This is a genomic window from Neorhizobium huautlense (assembly GCF_030811685.1).
GTDB lineage: Bacteria > Pseudomonadota > Alphaproteobacteria > Rhizobiales > Rhizobiaceae > Neorhizobium > Neorhizobium huautlense_A.
Window position 1 is genome coordinate 85,744 of sequence record NZ_JAUSRF010000011.1, and the last position, 13,996, is coordinate 99,739.

The 13,996-nt window shown below is 57.4% G+C and carries 9 protein-coding genes; 4 read left to right on the forward strand and 5 right to left on the reverse strand.

The features are described from left to right. Positions 1-111 precede the first annotated feature (111 nt). Entirely contained in the window at positions 112-4,059 is a 3,948-nt protein-coding gene (locus J2T09_RS16960) for a putative Ig domain-containing protein (protein WP_306836784.1), read from the forward strand. A 538-nt stretch (positions 4,060-4,597) separates the two neighbouring features. On the opposite strand, the gene J2T09_RS16965 is transcribed toward J2T09_RS16960, so the two are convergent. After that, positions 4,598-5,506 (reverse strand): LysR family transcriptional regulator, encoded by a 909-nt coding sequence (locus tag J2T09_RS16965; RefSeq protein ID WP_306836785.1) that lies wholly within the window; start codon positions 5,504-5,506, stop codon positions 4,598-4,600. Positions 5,507-5,652: 146 nt separating this feature from the next. Between J2T09_RS16965 and J2T09_RS16970 the strand changes: the two genes are divergently transcribed. From J2T09_RS16970 to J2T09_RS16980, 3 genes are read left to right on the forward strand one after another with little or no spacing between them, the layout of a single operon-like run. Next, positions 5,653-6,231: a flavodoxin family protein gene (locus J2T09_RS16970; protein ID WP_306836985.1), complete on the forward strand. Its 579-nt coding sequence runs from the start codon at positions 5,653-5,655 to the stop codon at positions 6,229-6,231. Between the two features lie 32 nt (positions 6,232-6,263). Beyond that, a complete protein-coding gene (locus J2T09_RS16975; RefSeq protein ID WP_306836787.1) occupies positions 6,264-7,742 on the forward strand; it encodes an aldehyde dehydrogenase in 1,479 nt (492 codons plus the stop codon). 57 nt (positions 7,743-7,799) lie between these two features. After that, positions 7,800-8,120: a DoxX family protein gene (locus J2T09_RS16980; RefSeq protein WP_153352950.1), complete on the forward strand. Its 321-nt coding sequence runs from the start codon at positions 7,800-7,802 to the stop codon at positions 8,118-8,120. An 87-nt stretch (positions 8,121-8,207) separates the two neighbouring features. Here the strand turns inward: J2T09_RS16980 and J2T09_RS16985 are convergent, their stop codons facing one another. The 4 genes from J2T09_RS16985 to groL form a co-directional block, all read right to left on the reverse strand. Next, entirely contained in the window at positions 8,208-10,670 is a 2,463-nt protein-coding gene (locus J2T09_RS16985) for a PAS domain-containing protein (protein WP_306836791.1), read from the reverse strand. Positions 10,671-10,835: 165 nt separating this feature from the next. Further along, a complete protein-coding gene (locus tag J2T09_RS16990; RefSeq protein ID WP_153352949.1) occupies positions 10,836-11,039 on the reverse strand; it encodes a hypothetical protein in 204 nt (67 codons plus the stop codon). Between the two features lie 608 nt (positions 11,040-11,647). Continuing rightward, positions 11,648-11,920, reverse strand: coding sequence for a hypothetical protein (locus tag J2T09_RS16995; RefSeq protein WP_306836794.1), 273 nt, complete (start codon positions 11,918-11,920; stop codon positions 11,648-11,650). Between the two features lie 389 nt (positions 11,921-12,309). Continuing rightward, positions 12,310-13,938 (reverse strand): chaperonin GroEL, encoded by a 1,629-nt coding sequence (gene groL / locus J2T09_RS17000; RefSeq protein WP_306836796.1) that lies wholly within the window; start codon positions 13,936-13,938, stop codon positions 12,310-12,312. Between the last annotated feature and the right edge of the window lie 58 nt (positions 13,939-13,996).

Sequence of the window (13,996 nt, forward strand, 5' to 3'; positions counted from 1 at the left end):
GCCAAGTTTTTCAGCTGACAAACGGATATCCAAATCCAGCAATAATTTGGATTTTCGATATTTTTTTATGCTAATTCACTCATATAGATTCGGGCGGGAAATGGCTAATCGATGAGTACAGGTGCGGGATTGTGGAAATGCTCGAACCAATGCGACAGCAACCAGCGTTTTAGCCGCCTTTCACTGGTTCAAATGCTCATTTCGTTCGTCGTGGCATTGTTAGCTGTCGGTGCGACTGGCTTTTCGCCCGCCTACGCTTTGTCTGCCGCATGCAGCACCTTGAATAACCAGAGTGGGACGACGTCGTACACCGGCCGATTTGCGGCTTCTGCCTTTGACACGGGCGAAACGATCACTGTGTCGTTTACTGATAACGGGACGGATCCCAAAACTAATCAAACTGCTTCTGCTAATATTCGACTTTCGACTTACGACCTTGCCGCAGTTTATGTCTACTCAAGTTATTCAGGCTCTCAAGGACAGCAGTCCGGCACCAACAACTCTCTAAGTACCTCAGGGCTTTATATTGCTTTGAACGCACGGACCTACCTCAGCGCTTTCTCCATCGTTTGCTCGGGCCAGCTATCCACACCAAGTGTGATATCTGTGAACCCCAACGCTGGCACGACGGCCGGCGGTACTTTGGTAACGATCACCGGGACCAACTTTACCGGTGCGACAGGCGTGACCTTCGGTGGGACGGCTGCGACCAGTTATACGGTCAACAGCGCCACCTCGGTCACCGCGGCAACCCCAGCGCACGCTGCAGGCTCCGTCGATGTCGTGGTGACCACGGCTAACGGAACGGCAACGCTTTCTAGCGGATATAGCTATACGGCGGCGAACCTGAGCCTGATGCCTCCTTCTGGAGCACTAAACTCAGGCACCGTCGGCACGGTCTTTTCTCAGACCATTACGGTTTCAGGTGGGAGCTTGCCCTATTCCTACTCTGTCAATTCAGGTGCGCTTCCAGCGGGCGTGACGCTCAACACTGCGACTGGTGCCATCGTCGGGACGCCGACGACGGCTGGCAGCTACAGCTTTGCTGTCACAGCAACGGATGCAAACAACACTGCAGCATCGGCAAGTTATACGCTGGCCATAGCTGCCATATCGGTGCCACTCACAGTCTCGCCGAGCTCGGGCGCTTTGACAACCGGGACAGTTGGAACGGCTTACAGCGAGGCCGTTTCGGTTTCGGGGGGTACATCACCCTATAGCTATGCCGTAACCTCCGGATCGCTTCCTGCGGGTCTGGCGCTGAATACCTCAACAGGGGTGATCTCAGGCACCCCGACGACAGGTGGATACGCCGCCTTCACTGTGGCGGCCACCGATGCCAACAGCGCAACGGGCAGTGCGAGCTATACGCTCGCCATTGCAGCCGTGGTTCCCGGCGCTCCAACGATCGGGGCAGCAACGGCAGGCGATGGCGGGGCGACTGTGTCCTTCACCGCACCGTCCGCCAATGGCGGAGCCGCGATCACCGGATATACCTTCACGGCCAGCCCCGGCGGCGCAACCGCGACCGGTGCGGCGAGCCCGATCACAGTGACCGGCCTGACCAATGGCACGGCCTATACCTTCACCGTCGTCGCTACCAACAGCGTCGGTTCAAGCGCCGCATCCGCTGCATCCAATTCGGTGACCCCGGCGGCGGCCGTTCAGCTTCCTGTTGCCACCAATGTCAGCGCGACGGTTGCGGCCAATTCGTTGGCCAATCCGATTGCCCTCAACATTACCGGTGGCGCTGCAAACTCTGTTGCCATCGCATCGAACCCCGCCCACGGCACGGCGTGCATCGCCGGAACATCGATCACCTACACGCCGACGGCTGGTTACTCCGGAGCTGACAGTTTCACTTATACCGCGACCAACACGGCCGGAACCTCGACGGCCGCAACTGTCAGCATCACGGTATCGGCCCCAACCTTTGCCTTCTCGCCAGCGGCTGGCACGCTGACGGGCGCAACGGTCGGAACGGCTTACAGCCAGACTGTCGCAGCCTCCGGGGGCGCTTCGCCCTACACTTATGCCGTAAGTTCCGGATCGCTTCCTGCGGGCCTGACGCTGGATATGTCGACAGGGGTGATCTCCGGCACACTGACGACGGCTGGAAACGCAAGCTTCACCGTGACGGCAACCGATGCCAACAATGCAGCAGGCAGTTCGGCCTATGCGCTCGCAGTGACGTCGCAAGCTGTAACACTCACCGTCTCGCCAGCATCTGGTGCCTTGACGTCTGGAACAGTCGGAACCGCCTATTCCGGCTCCGTCAGTGCAACGGGTGGGACCGCACCTTACACCTATGACGCTACCGGACTGCCGGCGGGCCTTACTCTCAACGCCTCAACCGGTACGATATCTGGTACTCCGACGGCAGCTGGCAGTTCCTCTGTCGTGGTAACGGTCAACGATAGCAGCACTCCGGCCAATACCGGTGATGCGAATTACACACTGGCGATCGCGGCTGCTCCGGCGGTTTCCTTCACCTTCTCCCCCTCCGGCGGTGCGCTGACGGAGGCGATGGCTGGCGAAGACTATAGTCAGGCCATCTCAGCCACAGGCGGCGCAGCGCCGCTGATCTACAGCCTCTCGTCTGGAAGTTTACCGAACGGCGTGGTTCTCAATGTCTCGACAGGTGAACTCACTGGCCCGCTGGCCGCTGGATCCGAAGGAGACTACAGCTTTACCATCCAGGCGCGCGACAACAACGGTGATATAGGCACGGCTAGCTATACCTTGAAAGTTGCGCCTCGTGCCGTCACCGTCGATGACAAGGTCGTATCGGTTCCAGCTGGCTCTTCACCTGCAAACGTCAATCTGGCGGGAGGGGCGACAGGGGGGCCCTTTGTTTCAGGCGATCTGACGTTTGTGGAGCCAGCAAACGCTGGCACGGTCAGTATCGTCAATGGCGAGTTTGCCCAAGCAGGTGGCCCAACGCCGACCGGCTGGTACCTGAAGTTCATTCCCAACCCTGCATATGCGGGTCAGGTCCGCATCGGCTTCCGTCTCACCAGCGCGCTCGGAGTCTCAAATACTGGCACGGTCACCTACAATATTGGCTTTAGCCCAACTCAGGTCGCCGAGGATATCGACAATCTGGTGCGTGGTTTCGTGCAGACACGGCAAAACATGATAGCCTCGTCCATCAAGGTTCCCGGCCTGATGGAACGACGCCGTATGGCAACAGCAACCGATCCGGTCACGGCCCGCATGATGCCATCTGCAGAGGGTATGACACTCGGCTTCTCTACCAGCCTTGCACAGTTGGAGTCTGCAAGAGATGCCGTCGATGGTGGGGCAGGGGGATACTTCTCTTCGTTCAACATCTGGATCGATGGAACCTTCTTCGCCCATAACCGCGAGGAAAACGGAAACAAGTGGGGTAACTTTGCAATGGTTTCCGCCGGGGCGGATTACCTGCTTTCCGATAAGGCGCTGCTAGGAGTCTCTTTCCACTACGACCGGATGACGGATCCAACCAATGAGGATACGACCCTGACCGGCAACGGCTGGCTCGCCGGCCCCTACGCTTCATTCGAAATTGGCAAGAATGTCTTCTGGGATACGAGTCTGCTTTACGGCGGCTCTGCCAACGATATCGATACCCGGTTCTGGGACGGCACATTCGATACCAGTCGCTGGCTGTTCGACACCTCCGTCAAGGGGCAGTGGAACCTTGATGAGGTCACGGTGCTCACGCCCAAGCTTCGTGCGGTCTACATGTCGGAAACGGTTGACGATTATTCCGTTACGAACGGCGCGGGTGATATCCTTGATCTCGACGGCTTCACCAGCGAGCAATTACGCGCCAGCCTTGGTGCAGAAATATCGCGGCAGGTCACGCTGGACAACGACCTCGTGTTGACACCGAAGATCGGCGCCACAGCTGGCTTCTCTGGGATGGATGGCGCCGGTGCATTCGCGCAGGTGTCCGCCGGATTGTCGATGCAGACGAGCCAGGAGTTCGATGTCGATTTCGGCTTGCTGTTCAACATCGAAGGCGATGGCGAGCAATCGGCTGGTGCAAGAGTGGGAATCAGTGGGCGGTTCTAGAAGGGTGCCATGCGTCCGAGCGACGACCACTGCTCAACCGTGCGGCGAGCTGTGCTTACCGTACGCTTGCCGCGACACCAAAATTCAGAGGGCAATCCTTCTCAACAATCATCGTGCTGCGTCAGTTTCTTCGCACAGTCTGCTTGAGCTAGATACTTCGGCTGAATCAAAGGAACAACGCATTGACCTGCCTAAATTTTTTAGCACGCAAATAAACAGGTCGACGGTTCAGATCCTATCAAGGTGAAGGCGAAGGCGAAGGCGATTAATACCCCCGCTCTCGCTTTTCGAAGAACAACTGATGTTCCGGCCTTCCGCGGCCTCGAACAAACGCTGGACGCCCCTACTAGGTATCCACCAAATCGCCGGGTCTTGTTTTCGATATGGCTCAATATCCCCAGTGATGAATTCGAGCTTGCAGCAGCACCAAAAGCCTAAGCAGCTACGCTGTTCCCGGGCCAACCTCAAACGACATAGAAACACTTGAGCCGAATGATCGCGGGTTTATCAACGAGGTCGGCACTAAGCCACCACCACGTTACTCCAGATACGGCGCGAGTACCTCTTCGATCCATTCCATGAATGCTCGCACACGGCGGGACAGGTTTTGACGATGAGCAACTACAAGCGAAACGTCCAACGGCTCTGGACGGAAATTAGGCAGTATTTCAATCAATGCACCGCTTTCAAGGTGCTGTCGTATCCCTGAATAGGCTGCCTGGATCAATCCAATACCTGCGACACCGGCCGCCTCGTAAGTCTGCACACTGTTGACTTGCAATGCGCCAGCAAGCGGGAGTGTCGCAAAATCCCCGTCGCCGTCCGGATACTCCCAGCCGTAGGGCTTGGTCCCCAGTGTCCTGCTGTAATGGATCGTACAGTGCGATCGAAGCCGTAAGTCGTCCAGAGTTTGTGGCATGCCATAGCGTGCAACGTAGATTGGGCTTACCGCATTCACCATGCGCAGCCGACCGAGCTTGCGGGCGATCAAACTCTCATCGCCAATCGGTCCAAGCCGAAGAACACAGTCGAAGCCCTCCTGAACAAGATCGACTTGCCGATCCGTGCTCGATATCTCCAGTTCCAGTTCTGGATAGGAAGCCATGAATTCCGGCAAGGCCGGTATGATCGTCGTTCGCGCGAGTTCCGTCGGCAGATCGACCCTCAGGCGACCTCGAAGCGCTGCACGATCCTTCGCAAACATCGATTGAAGATCATCGACGTTGGCGAGAAGATCGCGAGCACGCAGGTGGTAGGCTCGCCCGTCTTCTGTAAGTTGCACACTGCGCGTCGTCCGGTGCAGCAATCGAACGCCTAGATCCTCTTCGAGCTTGCGAACGGCTGTCGATGCACGCCCCTTCTGTATGCCCAAGCTATCCGCCGCACGGGTGAAGCTTCCCATCTCGGCAACCCGGATGAAGATAAGGATTGGCTCAAGGCTCTGCATTCAACATATCCCGATTGGATCGATTAGGAAGAACAATCTGTTCGTTGTAGCGTCATTTATCGTCGATTGGCAAAACAGTAATTTTGGCATGGGCACGAACAATGGACCGTCGAAGCGATGGAACGCCCAAGCGCCAGGGACTTTCAATGACCCAGTCAACCATCAAAACCGCCGTCGTCTATCACTCCGGTTTTGGCCACACGAAACGTCTCGCTGAGATCGTCGCTGAAGGCGCCTCTGCGTCGCTGATCGCGATCGATGCCGAAGGCAACATCCAGCAGGACGAGTGGGAGGCTCTCAATGAGGCGGATGCCATCATTTTCGGATCTCCAACCTACATGGGCGGCCCTTCCTGGCAATTTAAAAAGTTTGCCGATGCCTCTTCCAAACCGTGGTTTGAGGAAAAGTGGAAGGACAAGGTCTTCGGCGGCTTCACCAACAGCGCTAGCATCAACGGCGACAAGCTCAACACCCTGCAATATTTCGTCCTGCTGGCAGGCCAGCATGGCGGCGTGTGGGTCAGCCTTGCCATGAAGCCTGCGAACGTTAAGGCATCCAAGCGGGACGATTTGAATAGAATGGGCTCGTATATCGCACCGATGGCACAGTGCGACGCAGATGCGGCGCCCGACGAAATGTCGGAAGGCGACCTTGAGACAGCCCGGCTCTACGGCGTGCGCGTGGCCGAAATCGCCACGCGTTTTGCAGCGGCTCAGAAAGCTTGAGCGTCATCGGATCAGTTAGCGAAGGATCGACAATGTCTATTGGCGAGCAGAAACTCTTGATCGGAAAGCACTGGGTGCCATCCGAAAGTGGTAAGACCTACGAATCCCTGAACCCTTTCACTGGAGGCGTAGCCACGCAGGCCTCGGCTGCGACAGCGATCGACGTCGAGCGCGCTGTGGACGCAGCGCAGGACGCCTTCGGTAGCTGGGCTTCGTTGCCCCCGAGCAAACGTCGGCAGTATCTGTCGGATGCGGCCAATGCGGTGGAGGCGCGTGCGTCCGACATCATCGAAGCCATTACGACCGAGATGGGCGGACCGGCAGCCTGGGGCAAATACAACGTCAAGGTGCTGGCGGAAAAGCTCAGGTATGCGGCAGACGGTAGCTACCATGGTCTGACTGGCGAGGTGATCCCGTCTGAAAATCCGTCGCGGACGATGCTTGTCATCCGTAAGCCGGTAGGTGTCGTTGTCAGTATCGTGCCTTGGAATGCTTCGGCACTGCTGGTCGGTGCGTCGGTGCCGGCCGCACTTGTTCTCGGCAACACAGTCGTCATCAAGGCATCGGAGCAGACGCCCCGGACGCACGGACTGGTAGCGGAATGCTTTGTCGATGCCGGTTTCCCGGCGGGCGTGGTCAACCTCATCACCAATGCCCCCGAGAACGGAGGCCATGTCGTCGAAGCCCTGATCGCACATCCGAGCGTGCGCCGCGTTCATTTTACCGGTTCGACGCGGATCGGCCGCATCATCGCGGAAAAGGCCGGAACCTTCCTCAAAAGGACTGTGCTCGAACTGGGCGGCAAGGCACCGTGCATCATTCTGGCCGACGCCGATCTGGACCGCGCCGTGAGTGCCGCGGCCTTCGGCTCTTTTGCCAACTCGGGACAGGGATGCCTTTCGACCGAACGGATCATCGTCGATAAATCCATTGCAGACGAGTTCTGCCGACGTCTCGCCGCTGTTGCGAAGTCCATCGTCTATGGTGACCCTCGCAATAGCGCGACCGTGCTTGGTCCCGTCATTAATGGGACAGCGGTCAGGCGGCTTGAAGAATTGGTCGGGGATGCCGTCGGCTCAGGTGCGCAGTTGCTTGCCGGAGGAAAGGCCGATGGTCCATGTTTTGAGCCAACCGTCCTGAGTGGCGTCACGCCCGCCATGCGTGTCTATCAGGAAGAATCATTCGGGCCCCTGGCATCCATCGTTATCGTCGATGGTATCAAAGAGGCAATCCAAATCGCCAACGATAACGACTACGGCCTGTCCTCTGCAATATTCACGCAGGACGTTGGCCTTGCCCTCGACCTGGCGAAACGGCTGAACGTCGGGATGTCACATATCAACGGGGCAACGCTCGATGACGAGGCGCAGATACCGTTTGGCGGGGTTAAAGACAGCGGCTACGGCCGATCGGGCGGCGCAATCGGGTTTGAGGAGTTCACCGAGCTGCAGTGGATCACGATCGAAGGTCCACGAACTCCGCGATATCCGATCTCCGAAAATGGGCTTTGATAGCTCAAAAGGGCTGAACACCACTCCGACGCTAAAGAACAATTCGGGAAAGCGCTCATGCTGCATACGATTTTTACCTGGCTTGTCGTTGCCGCTTTCGCTGGTGCCGGACTGTTCAATGCTATCGGCCCGGCAGCCCAACGGCAAAGCTTTGTTCGTTGGGGCTATCCCCCATGGTGGTGCCTGTTGACTGGTTTGCTCGAACTTGCAACTGCCGCGCTGGTTGCCTTGCCTGCCACTCAGATGGCAGGCTTGATTGTCGGTGCCGTCATCATATCGGTAGCGGCAGCAACCGTGGTGCGTCACCGGGAATTTTCTCATTTGATACCAATCGGAATCTTTGTGGTCGGTCTCGCGGCATTGGCTACTTCGTCGTAGCCTCACATGAGGCGACAGACACCTACCCGACCAGCAGGCTGCGGAATGTGCCAGCGGCACGCCAGCGCTGAGCATCTCGGAAGGTCGTCAGAAGTCTAAAACCTTTCGAATCTTTTCGGCGAGCTGGTCCAGGCTGAAAGGCTTCTGGAGCAGATGAGTTTCCTTATCAAGGACGCCGTTATGAACCACGGCGTTGCGAGTATATCCTGTCGTGTACAGTATTTTCAGGCCTGGGATGTGGTTCGAGGCCGTATCTGCCAGTTCACGACCCGTCATGCCCGGCATCACGACGTCGGTGAACAGTAGTGTGGGCCGAAGCCCGGCGTGGATCAAGCCGATAGCCTCCGCGCCCGAACTGGCTTCCAACACGGTATATCCCAACTCCCGCAACGCTTCTGTCGAGAAGGCGCGAACACGCTGATCGTCTTCGACGACAAGAACTATCTCGGTGATGCTTCCCCGCCCTGCCGGCTTTACCTTGTCTGGACTATCATATGAATTGCCCTCACCGTCGTATCTCGGAAGGTAAATCTTGACCGCAGTTCCCACTCCCTCTTCGGAATAGATCTTCACATGGCCATTTGACTGACGGACGAAGCCGAAGATTTGGCTGAGTCCGAGGCCAGACCCTTTGCCGACTTCCTTTGTCGTAAAGAATGGATCGAAAGCCCGCGCGATGACCTCCGGGGTCATGCCTGTCCCCGTGTCGGAAACCGCGATCATGACATATTGTCCAGCAGCAACTGCATGATCGTGCGCATACTCGTCGGATAAGTACGAGTTGGCGGTCTCGACTGTCAGCTTTCCTCCCGATGGCATCGCATCGCGGCCGTTAACAGCCAGGTTTAGGATGGCATTCTCCAACTGGCTGTTATCGGCGTGGACCTTCCATAGTCCCGCTGCAAGGACGGTCTCTACCGAGACGAGCTCACCCAGGGTGCGGGTAAGCATTTCCGACATGCCGGCGATCATTCGGTTTGCATCTATGACTTCTGGCTGGAGCGGTTGCCGCCGCGAGAATGCCAGCAGGCGGTGTGTCAGGGACGCTGCACGGTTCGCCCCGTCTTTTGCAGCTTCGATATAACGGCCCACATCTGTTTCTCCGCGGGCAAGACGCTTTTCGAGGAGGTTGACGGAGCCGAGGATCACCGCAAGCATATTGTTGAAGTCATGGGCGATGCCGCCCGTCAGTTGCCCAACCGCTTCCATTTTTTGGGCTTGGCGCAGCTGATCCTGAGCCTCGACAAGCTTGGCCGTCCGCTCCTCGATCTCGCGTGCAAGTTCTTCTCTCGATTTCGCCAGGACCTCGCGTGCGTCGACGATTTCTTGAATGTCGGTACAGGTGCCGAACCAGCGGGTGATCTCGCCGGCGTCATTCTTGACGGGCTGCGCGCGCCCGAGCACCCATCGGTAGTCGCCACTGCGGTGGCGAAGGCGATACTCGATATGATACGGTTCGCCCGTGGCAAGGCAATGGCGCCAGGTAGACCAGGCGCGATCCTGATCGTCAGGATGGAACATGCCGTTCCATGCTTCTCCATCGGTCGATCCTTGCGGTACGCCCGTGAAGTCGTACCAGCGCTGGTTATAATAATCGTGATGGCCGCCAGGGCGCGTGGACCAGATCATCTGGTCGATAGAGTCTGTGATTGCGCGAAAGCGTTCTTCGCTTTCCCGCAATGCAGTCTCGGTGAGGCGCCTGTCAGTAACATCGAAGGAAACGCCCGGGAACCGAAGGGGTGTTCCATCCGGCGCGCGGGTTACACGACCCTGTGCCGCAACCCAACGGGTCGATCCATTTGGGTCCATCAGACGGTATTCATGCGAAAAAGGCGCGCCCGTTCCCAGAGCGTCTGAGATCGCATCCTGAAGAGGAGCGACATCGTCCGGATGAACCGACGTGAAAAACTCAGCGATCGGCGCGCCGCGAGCGGCCACTGCCGGGTCAACGCCATATATCTTCGCAAACCGAGAGTCTGCGACCACTCTGTCGTTTGGGATGTCCCAGTCCCAGGTTCCAACAGTCTCGGATGCGCCCAGCGCATATTCGAGCCGCTCTTCGCTTGCACGCAAAGCGCGTTCAGCCGTCAGTCGAGCTGTGGTCTCTGTCCCCTGATTGAAGATCCCGACGACGGACCCATCTGCTGCGAAGATCGGCGCGAAGCTATAATCCCAATGTGTATTCTGGATGCGTCCACCGCGTAGCATTGGAAGCATTTGTTCCGCGACACGGAACCCCTTTCCCCGTTCGATAACAGAGGCAAGCTGTGGTTCGATCACGTGCCAGATGTCTGACCAAACTTCGCAAGCAGCGCGCCCGAGCGCCCAAGGATGCTTTTCCCCTGCGATGGGAGCCCAGGCATCATTGTAAAGCAGCCGAAACTCAGGCCCCCAGTAGATCGCGGTGGGGATGTCAGTACTCAGGCATAAGGCGACAGTTGTGTGCAACTCGCTCGGCCATGACCCAAAGGCACCAATGCCAGATCCGTTCCAGTCAAACGTGCGGATGCGCTCCGCCATCTCCCCTTCAACAACAGAGATGGCTTTCATTGTTTGCAGAACTCGCGCAGGTGCCATCTCATAATCGAACCATCATGGAGCATTGAAATCCTACTGATCGAGGCGAGCGGCGCTGCCCTGCTTTACCGGAGAAACCAAACAAGCATAAGACCGGCAAGAATGACGGTCATCGCTGCGCCATAGCCGTGAAGCGCCTCACGCAACTTTTGCTGCATTCTCATGCTCACCGCCTGTAATGGGCCAGCCTAGGCGCCGGCATCTCGCACTTCCCGCTTCAAAACCTTCTGCTTTTGTCTTGAACGATCCGATCATATACTCGAACTTGTCGCCATTGGCCATGAACATACTTTTGGCCACGCTGTCGTAAAACATCGTTGTACCGGTTATCGATTGTGTCATTCGTCCCCCCATTCAGGAAGCGCGGAACGCATGAAGACATAAATGGTTCCAAAACTGTTCGCGGTGTATATTTTTTTAGTGGTTTACCCTATTTGCTCCGCAATGATGCCAGAACTGCCAGGCATTTACTCTGCGGAACATGTCGTGAAGCTCTCCAGAAGTATTCCGAGAGGATATGGCGTTGGGATGGACCGCTTCGCGAAGGGGGTCGCCTTCTGTGATCGACCAATCACCAGAAGCCGGAACGACGCAAACAGGGCCAGCGAATCCGGACAAACTTTCCTAGGTCAAGCCCTTCTGCGGCTGTAAGGGGAGCAACGTCAGTCATTTTCAGATTGTGGCGTTCTTTCTTCGCAGAAAGGAGTACAGGGCTCTCTCGCTTTTCGCACACGCGCGTGAGCCAGTCCGAATTCGGCTTCACTTGCGGCGATGACTAGGAAGCCAACGCGGTAACGCAGCAGCCAAGTCAAGGGGACCTCAGGCGCCCGGCTGAACAAAGAACGGCTACAAAGCGCGAAGCTGAAAACGAATGCGGAGATCACATCCGCGGTGAAATCTAAAGAGGTTCGGTAGCAATCCGCTTGAAAGCGATCCCCACCATATGAAGTTCAGAATTTTCTTTCGTCATACGAGCGCTGATTGAATGCGCCGCGGCGAGAAAGACGATCAAGCCACCTTGAAACAGACAACCCGATAATCAGCAGAACTGGAGCTGCGAGTTGGGCTGTCCAAATTAGTTCTTCGGGCCAGCGAAGGAAACCCGCACCAAGGGCGGCGGTGACCGAGAGGGCAACAGCGAGGAGAAATGAAATCACCGCGCCAGCAGCCATAGCAGCGATGAATGCCGAACTCATGATAACGATGAACAGGACACTGAACACGGGAGCTCTCTTTGGCGGTGCGTCGAATTCGACGGCGGGCTATAGCTATTAATGCTCAAATGTCACCGAAGCGTTGAGATCCTCCGGTGAGCTGCCACCATGTGCATCAGGTAGTATGTGCTTCGGCGGCGGTGTGACCGGCTGTTCCAGAGCTTCCATGGCAGATGCGTACAGCTGCGTACACTCTTGAGTACCGCGATTGTACAGCTTGGCCACACACGCTGTCACCGCGTTAACTGCCACTGGATCTCCGACAAAGCCTTTGGCCTGAGCGATTTCCTTCACCACACTCGCGCACAGACGTACATCCTCTCGAGAAACTATCCTTGAACTCATTGACTTCCTCCAGCTGGCCCACTCCCCGAAAGGAGCAGGCCGTCTTTGATCGTTTAGAAGTCCATGCCCGGACCACCGGGCAGGGCAGGGCCTGGGTCTTTCTTTGGCTTTTCTGCGATCATCGCTTCGGTCGTCACCAACAGACCTGCGACCGAGGCCGCATCCTGCAAAGCGGTGCGAACCACTTTGGCCGGATCGATGACGCCCTGAGCGTAAAGATCACCGTACTCGCCGGTCTGCGCATTCCATCCGAACGACAGATCGGTCTTTTCCCGGAGCTTTCCGACGATAATAGAGCCCTCGGCGCCGGCATTTTCGGCGATCTGGCGAACCGGCGCTTCGATTGCGCGGCGGACGATATCGATACCAACCCGCTGATCATCGTTGGCAGTCGGCAGACCCTCCAAAGCCTTAACCGCACGCAGGAGTGCAACACCACCGCCAGGCAGGATACCTTCCTCGACGGCTGCGCGCGTTGCATGCAGAGCATCGTCGACGCGGTCCCTCTTCTCCTTCACCTCGACTTCGGTCGAGCCGCCAACGCGGATGACAGCGACACCGCCTGCAAGCTTGGCAAGTCGTTCCTGCAGCTTTTCGCGGTCGTAATCCGAGGTGGTATCCTCGATCTGCGCTCGGATCTGGGCGACACGGCCGTCAATCTCGGCCTTGGAGCCGACGCCATCGATGATGGTGGTGTTCTCCTTTTCGATCGCGACCTTCTTGGCACGGCCGAGCATGTTGAGCGTGACGTTTTCAAGCTTGATGCCGACGTCTTCGGAGATGACAGTGCCGCCTGTCAGGATGGCGATGTCTTCGAGCATGGCCTTTCGGCGATCGCCGAAACCAGGCGCCTTGACGGCGGCGATCTTTAGGCCGCCACGCAACTTGTTGACGACGAGGGTAGCAAGCGCTTCGCCCTCGACATCCTCGGCGATGATCAGCAGTGGCTTGCCGGACTTCACCACAGCTTCCAGCACCGGCAGAAGAGCCTGGAGATTGGAGAGCTTCTTCTCATGGATGAGTATATATGGCTCTTCGAGCTCGACCCGCATCTTGTCCTGATTGGTGACGAAGTAGGGCGACAGATAACCGCGGTCGAACTGCATGCCTTCGACGACTTCGAGCTCCGTGTCTGCCGTCTTGGCTTCCTCGACGGTGATGACGCCTTCGTTGCCGACTTTCTCCATCGCCTCGGCGAGGTAACGGCCTATCTCTTCATCGCCGTTCGCAGAGATGGTGCCGACCTGTGCGATCTCCGAGTTGCTGGTGATCTTGCGGGCGTTGGTCTTCAGTTCCTTGACGACAGCGTCAACGGCAATATCGATTCCTCGCTTCAGGTCCATGGGGTTGAGACCAGAGGCTACAGCCTTGGCGCCTTCCTTGACGATCGCCTGAGCGAGAACCGTGGCAGTGGTGGTGCCGTCGCCGGCGAGGTCATTGGTCTTCGACGCCACCTCGCGCAGCATCTGCGCGCCCATGTTCTCGAACTTGTCTTCCAGTTCGATTTCCTTGGCGACCGAAACGCCGTCCTTGGTAATGCGCGGCGCGCCGAAGGACTTGTCGATGACGACGTTACGACCCTTCGGGCCGAGCGTGACCTTTACCGCATTAGCAAGCACGTCGACCCCACGCAGCATGCGCTCGCGGGCATCGGTGTTGAATTTGACTTCTTTGGCAGCCATTCGTCTAACTCCTCAATAGGCAGCTATTTTGACTGATGGGTTGATTTGTAAGGAGAGC

Bases quoted from the DNA above. Each gene is read 5' to 3' on its own strand.
- J2T09_RS16985 (WP_306836791.1), bottom strand. From the start codon at position 10,670: ATGAAAGCCATCTCTGTTGTTGAAGGGGAGATGGCGGAGCGCATCCGC.
- J2T09_RS16975 (WP_306836787.1), top strand. From the start codon at position 6,264: ATGTCTATTGGCGAGCAGAAACTCTTGATCGGAAAGCACTGGGTGCCA.
- J2T09_RS16980 (WP_153352950.1), top strand. From the start codon at position 7,800: ATGCTGCATACGATTTTTACCTGGCTTGTCGTTGCCGCTTTCGCTGGT.
- J2T09_RS16990 (WP_153352949.1), bottom strand. From the start codon at position 11,039: ATGACACAATCGATAACCGGTACAACGATGTTTTACGACAGCGTGGCC.
- J2T09_RS16965 (WP_306836785.1), bottom strand. From the start codon at position 5,506: ATGCAGAGCCTTGAGCCAATCCTTATCTTCATCCGGGTTGCCGAGATG.
- J2T09_RS16960 (WP_306836784.1), top strand. From the start codon at position 112: ATGAGTACAGGTGCGGGATTGTGGAAATGCTCGAACCAATGCGACAGC.
- J2T09_RS16970 (WP_306836985.1), top strand. From the start codon at position 5,653: ATGACCCAGTCAACCATCAAAACCGCCGTCGTCTATCACTCCGGTTTT.
- groL (WP_306836796.1), bottom strand. From the start codon at position 13,938: ATGGCTGCCAAAGAAGTCAAATTCAACACCGATGCCCGCGAGCGCATG.